Annotated in this window: 13 protein-coding genes; 7 read left to right on the top strand and 6 right to left on the bottom strand. The window is 61.9% G+C overall.

The window, feature by feature from the left end; genetic code table 11:
• Position 1 precedes the first annotated feature (1 nt).
• Together HGR_RS06085 and HGR_RS17250 are read left to right on the top strand one after the other, a co-directional pair.
• Complete coding sequence (locus tag HGR_RS06085) at positions 2-1,333, top strand: O-antigen ligase family protein (protein WP_081463449.1); 1,332 nt, start codon at positions 2-4, stop codon at positions 1,331-1,333.
• Between the two features lie 24 nt (positions 1,334-1,357).
• Positions 1,358-2,023: a hypothetical protein gene (locus HGR_RS17250; RefSeq protein ID WP_138922417.1), complete on the top strand. Its 666-nt coding sequence runs from the start codon at positions 1,358-1,360 to the stop codon at positions 2,021-2,023.
• Between the two features lie 21 nt (positions 2,024-2,044).
• On the opposite strand, the gene HGR_RS06075 is transcribed toward HGR_RS17250, so the two are convergent.
• On the bottom strand, positions 2,045-3,070 hold the full coding sequence (locus tag HGR_RS06075; RefSeq protein WP_039852651.1) for an NAD-dependent epimerase: 1,026 nt from the start codon (positions 3,068-3,070) through the stop codon (positions 2,045-2,047).
• A gap of 13 nt (positions 3,071-3,083) precedes the next feature.
• Entirely contained in the window at positions 3,084-3,953 is an 870-nt protein-coding gene (locus HGR_RS06070; protein ID WP_006297271.1) for a glycosyltransferase family 2 protein, read from the bottom strand.
• 38 nt (positions 3,954-3,991) lie between these two features.
• Here HGR_RS06070 and HGR_RS06065 point away from each other — a divergent pair, with 38 nt between their 5' ends.
• On the top strand, positions 3,992-5,158 hold the full coding sequence (locus HGR_RS06065; protein ID WP_138922416.1) for a capsular polysaccharide export protein, LipB/KpsS family: 1,167 nt from the start codon (positions 3,992-3,994) through the stop codon (positions 5,156-5,158).
• Between the two features lie 17 nt (positions 5,159-5,175).
• Here HGR_RS06065 and HGR_RS06060 read toward each other — a convergent pair whose 3' ends face one another.
• On the bottom strand, positions 5,176-6,048 hold the full coding sequence (locus HGR_RS06060) for a lysophospholipid acyltransferase family protein (protein ID WP_006297269.1): 873 nt from the start codon (positions 6,046-6,048) through the stop codon (positions 5,176-5,178).
• Positions 6,048-6,884: a lysophospholipid acyltransferase family protein gene (locus tag HGR_RS06055; protein ID WP_006297268.1), complete on the bottom strand. Its 837-nt coding sequence runs from the start codon at positions 6,882-6,884 to the stop codon at positions 6,048-6,050. Before HGR_RS06055 ends, HGR_RS06060 begins: the two co-directional genes overlap by 1 nt.
• Positions 6,885-7,027: 143 nt before the next feature.
• On the opposite strand from HGR_RS06055, the gene metK reads away from it, so the two are divergent.
• Both metK and HGR_RS06045 read left to right on the top strand, forming a co-directional pair.
• Positions 7,028-8,209, top strand: coding sequence for a methionine adenosyltransferase (gene metK / locus HGR_RS06050; RefSeq protein WP_006297267.1), 1,182 nt, complete (start codon positions 7,028-7,030; stop codon positions 8,207-8,209).
• 111 nt (positions 8,210-8,320) lie between these two features.
• Positions 8,321-9,625, top strand: coding sequence for an NAD(P)/FAD-dependent oxidoreductase (locus tag HGR_RS06045; RefSeq protein ID WP_006297266.1), 1,305 nt, complete (start codon positions 8,321-8,323; stop codon positions 9,623-9,625).
• On the opposite strand, the gene HGR_RS06040 is transcribed toward HGR_RS06045, so the two are convergent.
• Positions 9,595-10,380, bottom strand: coding sequence for a phosphatase PAP2 family protein (locus HGR_RS06040; RefSeq protein ID WP_169312677.1), 786 nt, complete (start codon positions 10,378-10,380; stop codon positions 9,595-9,597). The genes HGR_RS06045 and HGR_RS06040 overlap by 31 nt on opposite strands.
• A 510-nt stretch (positions 10,381-10,890) precedes the next feature.
• Here HGR_RS06040 and HGR_RS06035 point away from each other — a divergent pair.
• Together HGR_RS06035 and HGR_RS06030 are read left to right on the top strand one after the other, a co-directional pair.
• The gene (locus tag HGR_RS06035) at positions 10,891-13,851 is read left to right on the top strand and encodes an EAL domain-containing protein (RefSeq protein ID WP_006297264.1); all 2,961 of its coding nucleotides are present in this window, start codon (positions 10,891-10,893) and stop codon (positions 13,849-13,851) included.
• Positions 13,848-15,173, top strand: coding sequence for an ABC transporter substrate-binding protein (locus HGR_RS06030; protein WP_006297263.1), 1,326 nt, complete (start codon positions 13,848-13,850; stop codon positions 15,171-15,173). Before HGR_RS06035 ends, HGR_RS06030 begins: the two co-directional genes overlap by 4 nt.
• 120 nt (positions 15,174-15,293) lie before the next feature.
• On the opposite strand, the gene HGR_RS06025 is transcribed toward HGR_RS06030, so the two are convergent.
• Complete coding sequence (locus HGR_RS06025) at positions 15,294-18,545, bottom strand: error-prone DNA polymerase (RefSeq protein WP_006297262.1); 3,252 nt, start codon at positions 18,543-18,545, stop codon at positions 15,294-15,296.
• Between the last annotated feature and the right edge of the window lie 183 nt (positions 18,546-18,728).

Here is an 18,728-nt window from a genome sequence, read left to right as displayed (position 1 = left end):
AATGTCAGATCAAACCCTATCACCGATGTCCTCGCCATCGTCCAATCTACTTGATGCATGGAAGCGGCTGCTTCTAAATACTCTGACATTCGGTGTATTTGGTGCTCTGTTTTTTCAGAGCCAAAAAATGGTTGGCACATCCTGGGTCGCCTTGCTTGCCTTCATCACCGTTTGCGCACGTGCGGAAACTCGATCAGGCATGCGCTCAATCTTCTTGTATGCTGGGCAACCAGATTTGCGCTGGATTGCTTGGCCATTTCTGCTTTGGGGACTGATGTCGGGATTGTTCTTCCTAAGTTCTCCAGTGCCTTTGGAGAAGGCTTATATCTACAACTACTGGCAGTACGTTTTCATTTTGGTTTTGAGCGTGCTTGCTCTAGCAACTGTCACCCAAGCAAATCCAATTGGTCTGCTTTGGGGATTGGTAGTCGCAGCATTGCTGGCGGCGTGGCATGGTTTTTATGACACAGTTATTCAGGGCATGCCGCGCGCGAGTGGACTGAGCGGATTCCCGATTCGCTTTGGTAATTGGAGCATGATAATCGCCATGCTCTTGGTGCTTTTCAGTGCGCTTTCCACGCAAATGCGCGTTCGATCGCGCATCTGTCTGCTCGCCCTTGCCATGCTGGCGATGTTTGCCAGCATGGCTTCTGGCTCGCGATCATCTCTATTGCCGCTTCCGCTGCTCATTGCCATGCTGCTGATATTTCGCAAAGACCGCTTTCACCGCTGGATCTTGGTTATCGGACTGATGGGAACAATCCTTAGTGGGGTCATCTTGCTGAATTCCGACACTTTGCAGCAAAAGTTACGCTTAACTGAAATAGTGCAGGACATTCAGCAAGTCAAAAAGAATAATTTTGATACTTCGATTGGCGCGCGATTCGGAATGTGGGAAGCGGCCTGGCAGATGTTTTTACGACACCCGTTCATAGGCATCGGAATCACCGGGTACCAACCTGAGCTTAAAGAAATGATCACCCGGGGTGAAATACCAACTTTCCGCCCTTGGAGCCATGCTCACTCTGACATGTTGCACTCTATGGCCACGCGCGGGATCGTAGGATTGCTGGCCTATCTAGGCATCATTCTCGGACCGTTGGTTTTCTTCATCCGTTGCTTACGACATGCAATTTCGACAGGAGACGCTCATCAGCGCGTCCACGCGGCTGCTGGAATACTGACGATCGGTTCCGTGTTTGCATTTGGGCTTGTCAGCGTGGTGATCTACAAGTCTGCGTTCAATGGCATGACTTACGCCCTGCTCGTCTGCGTCCTGGCCGCGCAATTGGTCATGGCAAGACGGTCCGAGACGGGCCAGCCTATCCGTTAGGATATCGACCTCTGGAGATCATCAATGGCCCAACCCTCGCCGCTCACCACCATTTCGTCTACTTACCTGGCGGAGCAACAGAAACTGCACAAAAGTCGTCGTTATGGCGTGGCCTCAGTGATGTACGCACCATTGGTCAGTGGGTTGATCAAGCTGAGTGGCGTGCAATCGTTGGCAGATTACGGGGCCGGCAAGTGTGCTCTAAAGCACAAATTGGACGCCATGGGGCATGGATCCGTGCGGTATCACCCCTATGATCCCGTGTTTCCAGAGTATGGTTCACCGCACCCTGCTGACCTCGTGTGTTGCATCGATGTACTGGAACACATCGAGCCCCATCTCCTAGATGGTGTACTCGATGAACTTGCGAGCATCACAAAGAGCTATGGACTCTTCTCCATTCATACAGGCCCCGCAAAGAAAATACTGAGCGACGGACGTAATGCGCACATCATCCAAGAAGCGCCCAGTTGGTGGCTGTCGCGGCTAACCGCTAGATTTGAAATCCTATATCTCCAACCAGTGCGGCAAGGTTTTTGGGTTCTCGTCGCACCACGCGGTTCTTATGAAAGCGCTCTTGCAACCCTTGATTTGAAAAGACTGGCCCGAACCTCGGCAAAAGCCTTCCCGATCAAGCAACCCAAGAGAAGAGGTATTTTGGGACGCATCGACAAGTGGTTCCGGCGCTAACGTCTTGCAGCATTTAGTCGCTCAACTTGCTTCCAATTCGGAAAGATACACGGTATACCAGTCGACGAACTTCTGAACACCCGTAGAAACTGGGATGTCCGGACAGAATCCCGTCAATGCGTTTAGCAAGTCAGGTGCAGCATAAGTACGAGGAACATCGCCCTGCTGCATGGGCAACATATTCCTGCGGGCTGGACGGCGCACCGCTTGCTCCACGGTTTCTACGAATTTCATCAGCTCGACAGGCTGCCCGCCACCGATATTGACAACACGGAATGGTGCGTGCCGCGAGAGCGTGTCGACATCCTGAACTCGGTTTTGCTCACTCGGCATTACCCGCATCAAGCGGACGATGCCTTCAATCAAGTCGTCGATGTAAGTGAAATCCCGGCTCATTCGGCCTTCGCCATACACATCAATCGGTTTACCCTTAAGGATGCTGTCGACGAATTTGAACAGCGCCATGTCAGGACGGCCCCACGGGCCGTAGACCGTGAAAAAGCGAAATGCGGTCGTGGGAATCTTGTACAAATGCGCATAACTGTGCGCCATTAGCTCCCCTGATTTTTTTGTAGCTGCATAGAGCGTCAAGGGTTCATCAGCTCGGTCTGTTTCGGCAAAAGGGATTTTTTCATTTGCCCCATAAATGGAGGACGTGGACGCTAACAGCAAATGTTCTGGGCGATGTTCTTTTGCCAGCTCCAGAATATTCCACGTGCCGATCAAATTGGAATCGACATATGCCTTGGGATTCTCAAGGCTGTACCGCACGCCAGCCTGCGCCGCAAGGTGGACGATGACTTCAGGTTTGCCCTGAATCGCAGCAGCTTGCTCGAGCGCGACTTTGTCCTCCAGCATTCCTATCACTGGCGTGAACTCACCGAACTCACTGAGGATGGCATGCCGCCGCTCTTTGAGGCGCGGATCGTAATATTTCGTCATCCCATCGAAACCCACGACGGAATGCCCCTCTTGCAGCAAACGTCGGGCGAGATGGAATCCAATGAAACCCGCCGTTCCAGTGATCAGGTAGTGTTTTTTCTGCATGGTCGAGTTTGGCTCAAGCCTGACGAGCAGCATGCCAGCGCGCCAAGGCCGTCGGCTCAACACGCTCAATCACACCAACGCGCTGCAAGACATCCCGCTCTTTTTCGTTGACCAGCATCTGTCGGTACTCCTGCTTCAACTCGCCGGCATCCAGACTGGCCAACCAACGCCTGTAGTGCACATTGAGTCGCCTCTCTGGATGCTGGGCACGAATGACTTGGCGACTCTGAATCTTTTTCTCAAAATTTTTATAACTCAGAATGGGATAGTGGTCCACCACGATGTCTTCAGATTTGCGGTTTCGCCAAAACATCATGTGCTTCGCGCGGTGATTACCGCCATTGATGTGAAGCAGCCCCACAGGGTTGACGATGACCTTGGGGGCGATCCTCTGCAAGGGCATGGACAACTTCTTCTGAACCTCATACTCCTGCGAGGTGTAGAGAATCGGGTTGATCACGCGATTGGCGCAATGCACATAACCATCGCGATCCTCGCCCTGCGTCTCATCCAAGATGAAGTTATAGCGACGAACCGTCACCACCGAGTCTAGGAGACTCAGCTTGGTTTTCAGAGAGCTGCCGTCACGCGCGCTCCAGAACTCATCAGCGTCGTTGCTGATGACCAAGTCAGCACCCATCTCTTTCCGGGCTTGCCGGGCCATACCGGTCATCCACTGGCTTTGCTTGTAGGCCGTCGAAGCGTTGTGGACCACAGTCAGCTCGTATTCCTTTTGCACGGTCCGCAGTATGTCCGGCGTCGTATCGGTTGAGCCATTGTCCATGACGATGAATGCATCTACACCTTGATCCGCGTGGAAACGGATGTTGGTTTCTACTGTGTCCTCCTCGTTCTTGACCAGCAGTGTCATGACCAGCTTCATGGACGTCCTTATAATTTGTCGACGATTTTTTGTGGCCCGTGATCACGGGTTTGAAATCGACACCGGAGAATGAACTCGTGATTGTTTTTTGCGCAAAAGCTCTCGCTCAGCGAACTTATTTTAACGAGCTGGGTAAGTTCATGGGCGAGGCTTTCGTGGTGATGCGTCCGTCACCTTTGAAGTGGCCCTCCATCTCGGATCTGCTGTCGCCCCCCGAAACGCTGATTGCTGATTGCATGTCCTATGCCATCAAGGACTATCGCGCGGAACGCGATGGAAAATCGCCGGGCCGGATCTGGATGGCAATGCAGCGGCTGATTTTTCGCTGGCATTACGCCTGTGACCGCAGAACCATGCGTAAGCTCTCCCCCAGCTTGGCCGTGATCTGGAACGGCTTGAAGCCACGTCGCTACATTTTTGCGGAGGCCGCGCGAAGGGACAACATTCCCTGTGCCTTCATGGAACATGGATTTTTGCCCAACACGACGGTTTGCGATGGCCGAGGAATCCACGAGAGAAACTCCGTCCCTCGTGATCCTGCGTTCTTCCGCAACTTGCCCCCGGCACCTGCACCCGAAGCGGCCCAGTTGGTGGCGCGCCGGGTCAAGTCCGCCAGGCAATCCTCTGGGCGCGAGTTGCCGAAACGTTACATCTTCATCCCATTTCAAATCGACACGGATTCGAAAATCATTCTGTTCTCCCCCTGGATACAGAACATGCGCCATTTGTTTGAGGAGCTTCGGGCTCTGTCAGACAAATTTCCGCAATACCAGTTCGTGTTCAAGGAACACCCCTCCAGCCACAAGACCTACGGTGATCTGCATGCGCTGCTGCCGGCAGACCGGGGGTTTTTCGCCAATGAGTACCCGACACAAACATTGATCGAGAATGCCGAAGCAGTCATCACCATCAGTTCCACGGTCGGGATTGAGGCCATGCTGTACAGCAAGAAAGTGATTGTCATCGGACAGGCGTTTTACGACCTTCCCGGTCTGACGCTCTCGGCTCGCAGCGGCCCCCAATTGGAAAAAGCATTGACCCAGTTGGAACAGTTCACACCCGATGAACAGTTGCGTCGGAATTTCCTGACCTATCTGAAAGACGACTACCTCATTCCTGGCAATCGCCAGGTGAAGGCAGACGAAACACATTACACGCGCATCAAAGCACGCCTGCAATCGCTGCGGCCCGCTCCACGGCGCTGACCCTCCTGCGATGCCGGTCAGTACAGCTTCTTCTTGTCGCCCTTGGGCCGAGTCTTGAAGCGTTTGTGCACCCAGTAGTACTGCGCAGGCATCGTGGCGATGACACCCTCCAGCCAGCGATTCATGTAGTCCGTATCCGCCGCTTCGTCTTCCGTCGGATAGTTCACCCAAGCAGGGTGCACTTCGATGTCGTAGCCTGACTCGGTCAAACGGGCGGTCACCGGGACCACCTTGGCCTTGCCCAGGCGGGCAAAGCGTGGCAATGAGGGCACAGTCGCGGCGTTCACGCCGAAGAAGGGCACAAAGAGGGAGTCCTTGCGCCCGTAGTTCATGTCTGGCAACAAATACAGCAAGCCGCCAGCACGCAGCGTGGCAACGATCGACCTGAGGCTACCATCCTTGCGCTCAAAAAGTCGTACATCGCCAAAACGCATCCGCCCCTTGCGCAACCAGTCATCCGCCACCTTGTTGCGTTGCGGCATGTAGATGCTGGCGATGGGCCGATGGATCTGCTGACTCACCGCCGCGCCTGCGGCGTCAAGACCAAAAAAATGCGGCGCGAAAATCACCGTCGGCGCGTCTCCATGCAGATCATGCACCGCCCCCGTCAATCGCAGGCGTCGACTCACGACATCCGGCTTGCCATGCCAAAGCCAGGCACGATCCAACAGGGTTTGCGCGAAATAGACGCAGCAGGCCCGGGCCCAGCGCCGTCTTTGAGCCAGCGGTTGGTCTGGAAAGCACAAAGCGAGGTTAGTCATCACGATGCGCCGACGCGAACCCACGAACACGTAGAGCAAAAGCCCCAAGACAGAACCCAAACCGCGCACGCAACTCAACGGCAAGAGAGCCAGAAGACGCAAGCACCCAATCCCAAACTTGGCCAACATCAGACAGACTCCTTGCGCGGTTGCTTGTAACGTGAGTACCCCCATAAATACTGGCCAGGACTGCTGAGTATCAGCTGCTCCATGGCTTGGTTGATCATGGCAGCCGCCGCCACGAGTTCATCAGGTAGTTGTTGGCGCATGGGCAGGGCATGAAACCGATATCCACGCCCCCAACTCAGACGCTCGCCGCGCACCAGCACAATCGATGCCCCGGTTTGCTGCGCCAAACGGGCCGAGAGGGTCATGGTGTAGGCCTCCCGCCCAAAGAACGGGGCCCACACGCCGAGCCCTGCGGGCGGCACCTGATCCGGCAATAGGCCAACGCACTGACCGGCGCGCAGAGCCTTCAGCATCTGCTTGACGCCGGCCAGCGTGGTTGGAGCGGTCAACAAATGCTCACGCTGGCGGGCCGTTGCCACGACCTCACGCAGATAGGGCTGCCGCGAGGGACGGTACAGCACGGTGATCGGCTGCACTGCACCGAATCTCTTGGCGTATTCCTGGGGAATCATCTCAAAGCAGCCCAGATGGGGGGTCAGTATCAGAATGCCCTTGCCTGCATCCAATGCTTGCTGCACCAACCGTTCCGCCCCCTCAGCCCATTGCACCCGCACCGGCCGCCCAAACCATAACCGCGGTGTTTCCATCACCATGCAGCCGGTCTGGCCTATGGCTGCGAGGCCTTGTCGCCAATTCAACCCCGCCTGCCTGATGTTGGCGATGAATCGGCGCCTGTAAGTGGGAGACGCACAAAACACCAGCCAACCCAGAAGCCAGCCCAAACCGTGCAGCACCAACAAAGGCCACCTGGACAAGAAGCGAAACAGCAGAATCATGAGGTGAGAGAAGAATTTTCCAGGCTAGAATGGCCGCGTCGCTGAGTTAAATGAGCAACTTGCAGGGCGACATAAAACAATTCTGCTAAAGCGTTCGCCCTGAGCTCCAGGCCGACGTGGCAGCAAATACCGGAGTTTATTCAATGGCGAACGACTACCTCTTTACTTCTGAATCCGTTTCCGAAGGCCATCCCGACAAGGTGGCCGACCAAATCTCGGACGCAATCCTGGATGCGATATTCGCGCAGGATCCCAAGAGCCGGGTTGCCGCTGAGACCTTGACCAACACCGGTCTCGTGGTGCTGGCGGGTGAAATCACCACCAACGCCAATGTCGACTACATCCAGACCGCGCGCGACACCATCAAGCGCATCGGCTACGACAACACAGAGTACGGCATCGACTACAAGGGCTGTGCCGTGCTGGTGGCCTACGACAAGCAGTCGAACGACATTGCCCAGGGCGTGGATCATGCCAGCGACGACCACCTGAACACCGGTGCCGGCGACCAAGGCCTGATGTTCGGCTACGCCTGCGACGAAACGCCCGAGCTGATGCCCGCGCCCATCTATTACGCTCACCGCTTGGTCGAGCGCCAGGCCCAACTGCGCAAGAGCGGCAAGCTGCCCTTCCTGCGCCCGGACGCCAAGAGCCAGGTGACGATGCGCTACGTGGACGGCAAGCCGCACAGCATCGACACCGTGGTGCTCTCCACCCAGCACAGCCCGGATCAGAGTGACACGGCGACCAAGCTCAAAGCCAGCTTTTACGAGGCCGTGATCGAAGAAATCATCAAGCCCGTGCTGCCCAAGGAGTGGCTGAAAGACACGCGCTACCTGGTCAATCCGACCGGCCGTTTTGTCATTGGTGGCCCGCAAGGTGACTGCGGCCTGACGGGCCGCAAGATCATCGTCGACACCTACGGCGGCGCCTGCCCGCACGGCGGCGGCGCGTTCAGTGGCAAGGACCCGTCCAAGGTGGACCGTTCCGCCGCCTACGCGGCGCGCTACGTGGCCAAGAACGTGGTCGCTGCAGGCCTGGCCAAGCAATGCCAGGTGCAGGTGGCCTATGCGATCGGCGTGGCCAAGCCCATGAACGTGACGGTCTACACCGAAGGTACCGGCAAGATTTCCGACGAAAAAATTGCCGAATTGGTGAATAAGCACTTCGACTTGCGTCCCAAGGGCATCATTCAAATGCTGGACTTGCTGCGCCCGATTTACCAGAAGACGGCCGCCTACGGCCACTTCGGCCGCGAAGAGCCCGAGTTCACCTGGGAAAGAACCGATAAGGCCGCTGCGCTGCGTGCAGCTGCTGGGCTGTAAGCCCGCCGCGTGCACGGCACGCGGTTTCACCGGCTCTTCGGATCAGGTTAACTTCGCACTGCGAAGTTAACGCCCGAAGGGCTGGTCGAAGCCTCAGGGCCGCGTCCTTCCATGAGCACCACTCACCCCCGCAGCTACTACGCCGCATCACGCCATCCCCAGGTGGCGTACCCGGCGCTGGTTGGGGAGGTGGACACCGATGTTTGCGTCATCGGCGCGGGCTACACGGGCCTGTCCACCGCGCTGCACTTGCTGGAACACGGCTTCAAGGTCACGGTGCTCGAAGCCGCCCAAGTGGGCTTCGGCGCCTCCGGGCGCAACGGCGGTCAGATCGTCAACAGCTACAGCCGTGACATCGATGCCATCGAGCGTCAAGTCGGCGCTGAGCCCGCTCGCCTGTTGGCCGCCATGGCCTTCGAAGGCGGACGCATCATCCGCGAACGGGTGAGCAAGTACGGCATACAGTGCGATCTGAAGGAGGGCGGCGTGTTCGCGGCCTTCACGGCCAAGCAGCTGCGCCACTTGGAAGCCCAGCAAAAGCTCTGGGCGCGCCACGGTTATACCCAACTGGAACTGCTCGACGCTGCGGCCATCCGCGGTGTGGTCGCCACCGAACGCTACGTTGGCGGTGCGGTGGACCACGGTGGCGGGCATATCCACCCGCTCAATCTCGCCCTCGGCGAGGCAGCAGCCATCGTGTCGCTGGGTGGCGTGATTCACGAACACAGCCCGGTTCTGCGCATCGATCGGGGCTCGACGCAGACGCCACCCATCGTGCACACACCGCAAGGCCAGGTGCGCGCCCGCTTCGTGGTTGTGGCCGGCAATGCCTACCTGGGTGGCCTGCTGCCCGAGCTGGCCGCGAAGTCCATGCCCTGCGGCACCCAGGTCATCGCCACCGAACCCCTGCCCGAAGATCTGGCGCGCAGCCTGCTGCCGCAGGACTACTGCGTGGAGGACTGCAACTACCTGCTGGACTACTTCCGCCTCACGGCCGATGACCAGGGGCGTGGACGCCGTCTGCTGTATGGCGGTGGGGTGGTGTACGGCGCGCGGGATCCGGCCGACATCGAGGCCATCATCCGGCCCAAAATGCTCCAGACCTTCCCGCAATTGCGGGGCGTGAAGATTGACTACGCCTGGACGGGGAATTTCCTGCTGACGCTCTCGCGGCTACCGCAAATGGGTAGGCTGGGCGACCACATCTATTACTCCCAAGGCTGCAGTGGCCACGGCGTGACCTTCACGCACGTCGCAGGCAAGGTGCTGGCCGAGGCCCTGCGCGGGCAGGCCGAACGCTTTGATGCTTTCGGGGCCTTGCCGCACTACCCTTTTCCCGGCGGGCGGCTGATCCGGGTGCCGCTCACGGCCTTGGGGGCGTGGTATTACAGCCTGCGCGACAAACTGGGCGTGTGAGCCTGGTTGCAGACGCCGGGCAAAACCACTGCACTGGTTTCTTCAGATTTCGCCTTGCGTGACCGCCGCCAGCATGCGAGGCGAAGCCAAAGTTCGCGCATCAGCCAACAGCACAGCCAGATCACAACGGCCGAGAACAGCACATCGCTCAGGAAATGTCCACCTTGCAGGATGCGAGCGCCACCCAGCACACCGCCCGCGAGCCAAGCAATGCCACGCCAGCGACGACGCGTCGCGGGCGCTCCCCACATGCCCCAGGCCATGTAGACAAAGCCGCCGGCCGCATGACCGCTGACAAAGGAAACGCAGTCCACGCATTGCGCACCGTGGCCCAGCATCGGCACGAAGGCGTACTCGCCACCGAAAACCTGCGTCTGATTCGGACGCGGACGGTTCGTGATTTCCTTCACGACGTCATGCACCAGCCATCCAACCCCCAGTGCGGCCGCCAGCAGCAGTGCGAGACAACGCCGCCGCCAAGCGCGTGTGACGCGCCAGCGCCCCGGTAAGAAGCGCCCCAAAAGGAACACCAGCAAGGCAGCCACGACGATCCACTGCCCCACTTTTGGGTAGTCATAGATCGCCCGCACCCAAGCCCATTGCTTGGCCGGGAAATGGCCTTCCCCCGCGTAGAACCAGCCACTGACCGTCAAATCCAGCGTCGGCCACAAGCCAAACAGCAGCGCCAAGGCCAGGACAAATCCGACCAGATGCAGCAGTTCCCGATGACGCGCACGGCGCAGTCTGGGGACCATGGAGGAGAGGAACGTGACGCGCATTCTTTTCCCTAGCCGAATTCAGTTTTTTCAGTCATGCCAACCCTCATTCTCCCCTACCTTCGTCAGGACAAGAACTCGGTGAGCGGACTATGTGGACCGGGTATTCCCGACTATTCTCGAGTTATCGACACATCCAGAAACATCTGTTCCAAAGCGGCACTTTTGCGCCTCAGCTCATTGGCCAAGCAAGTCTTGTGCTTGTCTGTGGCGCTGACAGGGCATACATGCCCCAGGCCCATGGATCGCGGCAATTGCTGTATTCCGCCAAAAAGTTCCGCTTTTGGGCAGGAATGCATGTTTTGTTTGACGTACGGCGGGGCCTTGCGATTGAGCGCTGTGATTTGATAGGGTCCCAGCACGCCAGCGCGATCCAACTGCGGCCGGCTGGCTGGCGCTCTGGTCCCGCGGAGTGGCTTCACATCTTCCAGCGTAGGGGGCATCGTGACTGCATGCGCAAGGCCTTTGCCGACACGGCGATGGGCGTGGGTGTTGCTGACCATCAGCGTGTCCACGGTGTCGCATGCGGAGCCTGTCCTTCGCGTCGTCACCGACAACAACTACCCGCCCTATGTCGTCTTGCGCGCCGACGGTCAGGCCGAGGGCTACATCGTCGATCTGTGGCGATTGTGGGAGAGCAAGACCGGGATCCGCGTGGACCTGCGGGCCATTGAGTGGTCGCAGGCACAGCGGGCCATCCGCGACCGCGAAGCCGATGTGATCGACATTATGTTCCGCACGCCAGTGCGCGAGCAGCTCTACGACTTCTCCCAGCCCTATGCCACGCTGCCCGTCAGCATCTACGTGGACAGCTCCATCCAGGGCATCCATGACGCGGCCTCACTCGGTGGGTTCACGATCGGGGTGCAACGCGGCGACGCTTGCGTGGACGCGCTGGCGAGCCGAGGGGTGTCTGACCTGGCCGCGTACCCGAATTACCAGAGCATCCTGGCAGCGGCGAAGGCCGGGCAAATCAAGATGTTCTGCATGGACGATGAGCCCGCCAACTACTATCTCTACCTGCATCGAGAGCAGCTGAATTTTGGCCGAGCGTTCCAGCTCTACGAGGGACAGTTCCACTGGGCCGTCAACCGGGGCGACGTCGCGACCTTCGAGCGGGTCGAGCGGGGCATGCGCCTGATCAGCCCCGAAGAGCGCGCTCTGCTGCGCGACAAATGGTTCAGTCAGCCCTTCCAGTACCGCCCCTATTTGCGCATCGCCATGATGGCCGTGCTGCTGGTGCTGGGCTTGGGTGCGGCGGGTGGTCTGTGGATTCGCCTGCTGCGGCGTTCGGTCAAGCACAGGACGGCGGAAATCCGGTACAAGCACCAACAGTTGGAGGCGGCGGCGCAGCAACTGCGCGTGGAACGGGCGCTGTTGCGCGCCATCATCGAAAGCAGCCCGGACGCCATGATGCTCAAGAGCCCGCAAGGGGTCTACCTGGACTGCAACGCTGGCGCGCTTGAACTGCTCAAGCTCGGGCGCGAGGAGCTGCTGGGCAAGACCGACGAGCAGTTGCTCGACGACCCCGACTTCGTGCACTTCATCCGCGGTCATGACCAGGAGGTTCTGCACGGCGGCAAGCCACTGCAGTACGAAACCACCTTCAAAGCCCAGGACGGGAGCACGCGCAACCTTGAGATGGTCAAGGTGCTGGTGCACGATGCCCAAGCCGCGCCCGCGGGCATTCTGACCATTGGGCGCGACATCACCGAGCGGCGGCGCGCGGAGCGTGAATTGCGGATCGCCTCCGTGGCCTTTGAAAGTCACGACGGCATGATGATTGCGGACGCCAACGGCGTCATCGAACGCGTGAACTCCGCGTTCACCCGGATCAGTGGGTACACACCCGAGGAAGCGATTGGCAAGACACCCAAGCTGCTCCAATCCGGATTGCACGAACCGGCCTTCTATCAGGCGCTGTGGACCGCGCTCAAGCGGGAGGGTCACTGGCATGGCGAAGTGGTGAACCGCCATCGACAGGGCCACCTCTACACGGCGCGCCTGACCATCACGGAAGTGACCGACGCAGGGGGCCGGACCCTGCGGTACATCGGCAACCTCCAGGACATCACCGCGGAACGCGACGCGCGGGCGCTGGCCGAGCGGCTGAGGTTGTTCGATCCCTTGACGAACCTGCCCAACCGGCTGCAAATCGAGGATCGCATGAGGAGCCACCTGCTGGATCAAGACCTCGAATCACCCACCGCCGACGCCGTGATGATGATCGACCTGGACCTGTTCCAGAAAGTCAACGACTCCCTCGGCCATGTGATTGGCGATCAGCTGCTGATCGAAATGGCGCGGCGCATCAGCCTGATCGCACGCGAGGGAGACACCGTCGGGCGCTTCAGCGGCGACAGCTTCGTGATCGTCGCGCAGCACCTGGGCCCGGACCGGCAGGAAACAGCCCAACGCGCCCAAGCGCTCGCCGAGTCCGTACGGCGCACCATCGAAGCCCCGGTGATGCTGGACGGACATCGCCTCGTCTGTACCGCTTCGGTGGGCATCACCCTGTCGTCTGGCCCGCGCTCCGATCCAGGCACCCTGCTGCGCCAAGCCGAGCTGGCGATGTACAAGTGCAAGAAGGAAGGACGCAACACCGTGCGCTTCTTCGAGGAGGCGATGCAGACCGAGATCAATCGCCGCCGCGACCTCGAGCATGAGTTGCGCGAAGCCATCGAGCGCGAGCAGTTGGTGCTCCACTACCAGCTGCAGGTGGATGCGCAGGGTCAGCCTCTGGGCGCGGAAGCCCTGGTGCGCTGGGCCCATCCGCGCCGCGGGCTGGTGCCTCCTTCGGATTTCATTCCCTTGGCCGAAGAGACCGGACTGATCGAACCGATCGGGCAATGGGCGCTGTCCACGGCTTGCCACCAACTGGCCCGGTGGGCTGATCGTCCCGAGACGCACCATCTGACCATGGCGGTCAACATCAGCCCGCGTCAGTTCAAATCGCCGACCTTCGTGGACGACGTCGTCTCGAAAATTCGGCGCGCGGGCATCCCGGCCGACAAGCTCAAGCTCGAGGTGACGGAGAGCACCGCCATCGACGAGTTCGATGTCTCCATGAGCAAGCTGCAGGCCCTGCGCACCTGCGGCTTCATGATCTCGCTGGACGATTTCGGCACCGGCAACTCCTCGCTCAATTACCTGACCAAGCTGCCGCTGACCCAGCTCAAGATCGACAAGTCCTTCATCGACGACCTGCCAGCCAGCCATCGCGACGCCATGGTGGCGCAAACCATCATCGCCATGGGCCGGGGCCTGGGGCTTGACGTCATCGCCGAGGGCGTGGAAACCGAGGCACAGCACCACTTCCTGGTGGAACAAGGTTGCCAGGCGTTTCAGGGTTATCTGTTCGGACGACCGCAAGCCGTGGAGGCTTTTGAAGCCAGCCTGTTGGCGCAAGGCGGCAGAGGCCAGGAACAGGCAGTGGAAAGACGCGCATGATCCGGCCCGCCGCCGCCGTCTGGGCGCGTCTGGGTGCGCTGCTCTTCGGCGTGATGGCGCCGCTGGCAGGGGGCGCCATCACCGTGGTGGTCGCGACGGTCAACAACGGGCACATGCTGCAGATGGCTGCGCTGAGCCCTGAATTCGAGCGCGCCCATCCAGACATCCAGATCCGCTGGGTCACCTTGAGCGAAGCCCAGTTGCGCAAGGCGGTCAGCAGCAACATCGCGACCCAGGGGCGACAGTTCGACGTCGTGACGGTGGGCATGTACGAAGTGCCGATCTGGGCACGCCAGGGCTGGTTGACGCCCATCCGTGCCACGCCGGAACTGGACACCCAGGATCTGCTGCCCAACATCCGGGAAGGACTCTCACACCAAGGCCGGCTGTACGGAGCGCCGATTTATGGCGAAAGCTCCATGCTGTTTTATCGCAAGGACCTCTTCGCCCGTGCCGGACTGACCATGCCCGCGCAACCAACTTGGTCGGACATCGCCGCTTTCGCGGCCCGGCTGCATGCCCCGCAGGACAAGGTGCATGGCATCTGCCTGCGTGCCAAGGCGGGCTGGGGCGAGAACATGTCCCTGCTCACCACCATCGCCAACACGCATGGGGCTCAGTGGTTCGACATGCAATGGCGGCCGCAGTTGCAGAGCCGGGCCTGGCACGACGCGGTCAGCCTCTACGTCGACCTGCTGCGCCGCCATGGCCCGTCAGACGCGGTGCAACGCGGCTACAACGAGAACCTGGCACTGTTCCTGGCCGGACAGTGCGCGATCTGGGTCGATGCCACCGTGGCAGCAGGCTTTCTGGCCGATCCCGAGCAGAACCCGCATGCGCAGCAGGTTGGCTTCGCGCCGGCCCCCATCGGCACCACCCCCAAGGGCGCGCGCTGGCTCTGGGCCTGGGCCCTGGCCATTCCCTCGGACATCGACGCGGCGCACACGGAAGCGGCGCAGACCTTCGTGGCCTGGGCCACGTCGCGCGCCTACATCGAGCGGGTGGCGGCGCTGCGTGGCTGGGGCTTGGTGCCTGCGGGCACCCGCATTTCCACCTATGCCAACCCGCGCTTCCAGCGGGCCGCGCCCTGGGCCAGCCAGGAGCTCGCGGCGATCCGCGGGGCCGATCCGCGCAACGCCACGTTGCTGCCCAGCCCCTACCTCGGTGTGCAGTTCGTCACCATCCCGGAATTCGCGGCGATCGGCGACGAGGTCGGCCAACGCATCGCGGACGTGCTCACGGGCCGTCTGAGCGTGGACGACGCCCTCGCCCTCGGTCAGCGCGCCGCTCAGCGGCGCATGCTGAGCGCGACCCCGCCTTGAAGCCCTGGCCCCCAATCCGGGTCGGGGCACCCTGCATGGGGCGGGCTTAGAGTCAGGCATGGGTCAGGATGGGGGCGTGCACCACGCCTCGCATGCCCTGCTCCGCCGAGGCGGGCCCACTCAATGGAAATCCCGGCTCTGCGTGGCCAGGCGCCCCAGCCAAGGGGTCTGGTCTTCCAGATGCTTCGCGATCAAGTGGCACACCGCGCCCTGGCGCTGCCAGGTGCCTTGCACGACCATCAGCCGTGCGGACAGCAAGACGTCGCGCTGCTGGTCACGCAAAGCCTTCCACACGATGACTTGCACCGAACCGGTTTCATCTTCCAAGGTGACAAAGACCACGCCCTTGGCCGTGCCCGGCTGCTGGCGGGCCAAGACCAGGCCGCAGGCCCGGGCGGGCCGCCCGTCCGGCCAGGCCAGCAAGTCCTGCGCGGTCTGCACGCCCAGGCGCGACAGACGCGGGCGCAGCAAGGCCAAGGGGTGGCGACGCAGGGTCAGGCCCAGGGCGGCGTAATCGAAGACGATCTCCTCCCCCTCGGGCGCGGCGGGCAGCGCCAGTGTCGGTTCGTGCACGGGCGCACCGCGCAGCAAGGCGGGGGCTGCGTGCAAGGCCGAGGCATCCCAGACCTGCTGGCGTCGGTGACCCGACAGGCCCATGAGCGCGTCGGCGCTGGCCAGGGCATTCAGGTCCAGCGCATCGAGCCCGGCGCGCAGGGCGAGGTCTTCGGTGTTGAGCAACGGCCCCTGAGCGCGGGCCGCGACGATGCGATGGGCGCGTTCTTGCTTGAGCCCCGCCACCAGGCGCAAGCCCAACCGGACGGCCGCTCGCGTGGCGGGTCGATGTTCCCCTTCGTCCCCTTCGTACCCCTCCTCTCGCTCCAGCGTGCAGTCCCACTCGCTGTGCAGCACGTCCACGGGCCGCACCGTCACGCAATGGCGCTGCGCGTCCTGCACCAATTGCGAGGGGCCGTAGAAGCCCATGGGCAGGGAATTGAGCAGCCCGGCCAGGAAGGCCGCGGGCTCGTGACGCTTGAGCCACGCGCTGCTGTAGACCAGCAGCGCGAAGCTGGCCGCGTGGCTCTCCGGGAAGCCGTATTCACCAAAGCCCTCGATCTGCCGGAAGATGGCCTCGGCGAATTCGCGCTCGTAACCCCGCGCCGTCATGCCCTCGATCAGGCGCTGCTGGAACTTGTCCACGCCGCCCTTGCGCCGCCAGGCGGCCATGGCGCGGCGCAGCTGGTCGGCCTCGCCGGGGGTGAAGCCCGCGGCGATGATGGCGATCTGCATCACCTGTTCCTGAAAGATGGGCACGCCCAGGGTGCGCGCCAGCGCCGGGCGCAGGGCTTCATTGGGCAAGGCCAGGGGCTCACCACGCCGCTGGCGCTCGCGCTGCTCCAGGAAGGGATGGACCATGCCGCCCTGGATAGGGCCGGGACGCACGATGGCGACCTCGATCACCAGGTCGTAGAAGCAGCGCGGCCGCAGGCGCGGCAGCATGCTCATCTGCGCGCGGCTCTCGATCTGGAACACGCCCACCACGTCGGCGCGGCAGATCATCTCGTAGGTCTGCGGGTCCTCGGGCGGGATGTCCTGCAAACGGAACGGTCGGCCACGCCACTGGCTCACGAAGTCCAAGGTGCGGCGGATGGCGCTGAGCATGCCCAGGGCCAGCACGTCCACCTTGAGCAGACCCAGCGCGTCGATGTCGTCCTTGTCCCACTCGATGGTGGTGCGCCCCTCCATGGCGGCGGGCACCACGGGCACGGTGCGCGTGAGCTTGTCGCCCGTGAGCACGAAACCGCCGCTGTGCTGCGACAGGTGGCGTGGAAACCCAAGCAGGGGCCGCGTGAGCTCAAGCAGCAGGCGGATCGGGCGGCTGTCCACCTCCACGCCCAACGCGCTCAGGCGCTCGCGGTTCACCTCACGCCCGTCCCACCACTGGTGGGCCTTGGCCAGTGCGTCGATCAGGTCCTCGTCCAGGCCCAGGGCCTTGCCCACGTCGCGGATCGCCCCGCGCGCGTGGTAGGTGTGCACGGCGGCCGTCAGCGCGGCGCGGCCGCGGCCGTACTTGGTGTAGAGGTACTGGATGACCTCCTCGCGCCGCTGGTGCTCGAAATCCACGTCGATGTCGGGCGGCTCGTTGCGCTCCTTGCTGATGAAACGCTCGAACAGCACGCTGGTGCGCGCCGGGTCCACCTCGGTCACGCCCAGGCAGTAGCAGACGACGGAATTGGCCGCCGAGCCCCGACCCTGGCAAAGGATCTTCTCATCGCGCGCATGGCGCACGATGTCGTAGACCGTGAGGAAGTATTTCTCGTAGCGCAGCTCGCTGATCAGCGCCAGCTCGTGCTCGATCTGCCGCCGCACCGCCGTTGGCACACCTTGCGGGTAGCGTGTCTGCGCGCCTTCCAGCGTGGCGCGGCGCAAGTAAGAGGCCGGTGTCTCACCGGCGGGCACCACTTCCTCGGGATATTCGTACTTCAGCTCGTCCAGGCTGAAGTGGCAGAGCCCGGCCAGACGCACCGTCTCGGCCAGCAGCGCCGCCGGGTAGAGCGCGGCCAATCGCTGGCGCGAGCGCAGGTGGGCCTCGGCATTGGGCTGCAGTTCAAAGCCGCACTCGGCCACGGGTCGGCCCAGGCGGATGGCGGTCATCACGTCCTGCAGCGGCTTGCGCGAGCGCACGTGCATGTGCACCCCGCCCGCCGCCACCAGGGGCACGCCGCAACGCGCCCCCGCGGCCTGCAGCTCGCGCAGCCAGCGCTCATCGTCCAGACCGTGCAGCAGTTCGACCGCCAGCCAGCCATGGGGCGCGAAGCGCGCGCGCAGCCACTGCAACTGCGCGTCCAGCCGCGCCGCGAAGCCCGGCGCCTCGGGCTGCAAGCCGTCGCGCTGGGGCACCAGCAGGGCCAGCAGCTCATGGCGGTCCAGCTCCAGGGGCCAGCCGTCCATGCGCTGCTGGTAGCGCAGGCCGCGCTCGCGTTCGCGCGCCGTCACGGTGTGGCCGCGCGCCTGGGTGATCAGCTCACACAACTGCCCATAACCCACGCGGCTGCGCGCCAGCAGCACCAGGGTGAAGTGGGTCTGGTCATCGACGTTGACGCGCAACTCCGTGCCGATCAGCAGGCTCAGTCCCAGCTTTTGGGCCTCGACGTGCGCGCGCACCACGCCAGCCATGCTGCACTCGTCCGTGATCGCCAGCGCGCTGTAACCGAGCGCATGCGCGCGCGCCACCAGCTCCTCCGCGCTCGATGCGCCGCGCTGGAAGCTGAAATTGCTCAGGCAATGCAGCTCGGCGTAGGCCGGCAAGACCGCGCGGGCCGCCGTTGCCATGGGTCGGCCCACGGGTGTGCGCAGGGGGATGACCCTGGGCATGGGACTGCGAGCGCCGCTGCTATCCATACACGCCTTGCAGAAACCACGCGGGCTCGCCCGCGCTGCGGCGCCGGTAGACCCACAGCAACCCCGCGCCCGGGCTGTGGGCGACGTAGTAATCGCGCAGGGCCAATTCCTGGCCTTCGCCCTCCCCTTCCCGCCCGGCATCGGCGGCTCCCCCCC

It is taken from the genome of Hylemonella gracilis ATCC 19624, assembly GCF_000211835.1.
Lineage (GTDB): Bacteria > Pseudomonadota > Gammaproteobacteria > Burkholderiales > Burkholderiaceae_C > Hylemonella > Hylemonella gracilis.
The sequence above is the reverse complement of the archived record's forward strand: the minus strand, read 5'-3'. Positions and strand labels throughout refer to the sequence as shown.